We start from the raw sequence: 3,643 nt of genomic DNA, 5'->3' as shown, positions 1-3,643 counted from the left end.
CTAAGGAATTACAAGGGTTTTATAACAGTGTGAAATTCCGTGCCTCAGGGATTACCGAACCCCATGCAAGACAGAACCTTATTATCAAACTCTATGAGGATTTCTTTTCCAAGGCATTTAAGAAAACCACGGATAGGCTTGGGATTGTTTATACCCCCGTTGAAGTTGTTGATTTTATCATTCATTCTGTTGATGATGTGTTGCGGAATGAATTTGAAACAAGCCTTGGGTCTCGTGATGTTTCTATTCTTGATCCTTTCACGGGAACAGGGACCTTTATCACACGGCTTTTACAATCCAATCTCATCAAGCCCGAGGATATGGAATATAAATTCCGTTATGATATCCATGCCAATGAGATTGTCTTGCTTGCCTATTACATAGCGGCGATTAACATTGAAACGACCTATCATAGTCTTATGAAAGGTGACTATATCCCCTTTAAGCATATTGGTTTAACGGATACCTTTCAGATGCTTGAAAAGAAAGACTTGCTGCGAGGTATATTCAAAGCGAACAGTGACTATTTGGAACTTCAGAAAAATCTAAACATTCAAGTTATCTTTGGTAATCCTCCTTATTCAGTAGGGCAAAAAAATGAAAATGATAATGCAAAAAATACTCCTTATCCAATTTTAGATAAACGGATCAGTGAAACTTATGCTGCTCAATCTAAAGCAAGTAATATACGAGCGCTTTATGATAGCTATATTCGCGCACTTCGCTGGGCAAGTGATCGTATTGATAACGCTGGGCTAATTGGCTTCGTTTCCGGTTCAAGCTACATAGAAAAACCAACAATGGACAGTTTACGAAAATCTTTAGCAAAAGAGTTCACCAGTATTTATGTTCTTAATTTACGGGGGGATATACGTAAAAATATGATGAATAAAAATAATTCTCAAGAAGGAGAAAATATTTTTGGCAATGGTAGTATGACTGGCATTGCTGTGACGCTATTTATCAAAAATCCCAATGCTTCTGGACCTTGTAAAATTTACTATCATGACATTGGTAATAATCTTACAACAAAAAGAAAACTTGAGATCCTTGACGAATTTGGCAGTCTTGGTGGCATTAAACAAAAACAAGGTTGGCAACTTATTACACCAGACAAACATGGTGATTGGATAAATCAGCGTGATGAAAATTTCAAAACATTTTTAGCTTTAGGTGTTAAAAAGGGGCATGATAAAAAACTCTTTGAGACTTATTCTCGTGGCATTATGACAAGCCGTGATGCGTGGGTATATAACTCAAGCCGTAAAATTTTAGCTAAAAACATGAATAACATGATTGCCTTCTATAACAGTGAAGTAGAACGTTTTAATGATACCTACCCTCATGCTGACCGTAAAACACGTGCAAAGTCTATAGACCACTTCGTCGATACAGATGAGAAAAAGATAAGTTGGAGTAGTAGTTTAAAAGAAGAATTGATAAGAAAAAAAAATTCTGAATTTGAGAGTGACTGCTTAATTCAAAGCTTTTATCGTCCTTTTACACAACAGTGGCTCTATTACAATCGTATCTTTAATGAAAGAACTTATCAAATGCCGTGTATATTTCCAATAGGGCAAGCGGTTGAAAATAAGGTAATACAAATTTCAGGCATGGGAACTCAATCAGGGTTTTCTGTTTTGATAGCTAAGTCTATACTTGATCTTCATGTGGTGCATAATGGTCAATGCTTTCCAAGATATTTTTACGAAAACACTACGGTCTCAAAAGGTAAAAACAAGAAACAATCCCATTTATTTACGAACTCTACAGAAGAAAGCACAACAGCTGGTTTACAGAGGCGTGATGCCATTACTGATGAAGGCTTAGCACATTTTAAAGCAGCTTATGCTGGTGAAACTATAACAAAAGATGATCTCTTTTATTATGTTTATGGCATTTTGCATTCAGAAGATTACCGTGCTCGTTATGCTGATAATTTATGCAAAGAATTGCCTCGTATCCCTTGTGTAAAGAGTGCTGATGATTTTTGGAAGTTTGTGACAGCAGGACGTGAACTGGGTCACTTACACATGAATTATGAAACTGTAGAGCCTTATCCCGTGACCTTTAAAAAGGGGGATCCTAAACTGACTGATATCCCTAATCCAGAAAAATTCTATTATGTGACTGAAATGAAATTCGCAAAATCAGGTAAAGAGAAAGATAAATCAACAGTTATTTATAACAGCAATATCATCATGACAGATATCCCTCTTGAAACTTATGAGTATATCGTCAATGGTAAACCCGCTCTTGAATGGGTTATGGGGCGTCAATGTGTTAAGACCGATAAAAAAAGCGGCATTGTTAATGATGCCAATTGCTATGCCGTTGAGACCATTGGCAACCCTGCTTATCCTTTAGAATTGTTTCAAAGGGTTATCACAGTAAGCTTAGAAACCATGAAAATTGTTAGAAACTTACCAGCATTAGAAATAAGAGAAACTGAATAAGCTTATAAAGCATGCTCACTTTTAGGGCATGCTCATCTTATAGAGGTCTTTTGAATCTTCATTAACACTACAGTCTATAAGGCATCATATTGTGATGATTGATGATAGACAATTTAAAACACTAGGAATTTTTTGTCATACGTTATTTCAATAAAAAGAGAATCTTTGCACTTTTAAACACTCTTCTTTGGATTGCTTTAAGGCTTTTCAGAAACCCCTTCCTCTATAGATCAGATTTTTTGGGATTGCCTTTAAAAGATTATACCGTCATCTAAAATGATAGCTTTATCCTTTTCAAAAGCTTTGTTTAAGAGAGTTATGTATATTCATTTTCTTATATGACTTTATAGGTTTTGAAGGTTCCTAACACCCTCAAAATACCTTCAAAAATATATCGTAGGTTGTATTTATAGGTTGTATCTTGATATAAGTTGTTTATTAAAAAATAACCACTTGAAATATAATGACTTTTATTTTTTGATTGAAAAAACATATAAGGGGGGTAAAAGGAACCCTCAAAATCTTCAAAACCTCAAAACTCATAACCATAATGATCTTGATAGCATCTCTATAAGTTACAAGCTATCTTTTGAAAAGCTTTAAAAGATCACATACTTTTCATAAGACACGTTTTAATCACTCACTAAAATGGTCTATTCTGTCAGTGCAATTTACTGACACATAACTGACAGGTTTTAATCAACGCCTATCATAAGTTATCTTTAAAGATTGTACGATTGATATGAATTATGTTTTAAAGACATTAACCCTTTGAAATATAATATTTTTAATTTTTCTCATTAAAAAAAATAATAGAGAGTCTAAAAGGAACTGACAACACTGACACGGTCTATTAAAAGGGATTTTTCTAATCTCTATAATTATCAGTTTCTATTGAGATGTTTTCATAACAGTCTATAAATCGCAATTATCCTATATCCTATTTATCGTTTCTCTTATGAAAATGAAAAATGATGCCATGGCTATAAAAAACATAATAGCTATAGAGAATGCCTAAAAACAGCAAGGCTTTATAATCATAATGCAAATGAAAGCATTGGTTATAAAGAGCGCGGCGTTTATTAAGATAGTTCAAATGATAAATGCGTTATAAACAAAATTCACAAAAAAATTAAAAACCATTTAGTAAAAATAAGCGGGTCATCAGGTGATTCCAAGGGCGTATC

General features: G+C 34.0%; 1 protein-coding gene. It reads left to right on the top strand.

Going from position 1 to position 3,643, the window contains the following annotated elements:
* Positions 1-2,456, top strand: a 2,456-nt coding sequence (locus tag BN67_RS07290; protein ID WP_019223474.1) for a type ISP restriction/modification enzyme, incomplete at its 5' end; no start/stop codon positions are given.
* Positions 2,457-3,643 lie beyond the last annotated feature (1,187 nt).

Origin of the sequence: Bartonella rattaustraliani AUST/NH4 (assembly GCF_000312565.1) — a bacterium.
In the GTDB taxonomy this organism is placed as follows: Bacteria; Pseudomonadota; Alphaproteobacteria; order Rhizobiales; family Rhizobiaceae; genus Bartonella; species Bartonella rattaustraliani.
Note: the sequence above shows the minus strand (reverse complement) of the source record. Positions and strands in the feature narration are given on the sequence as shown.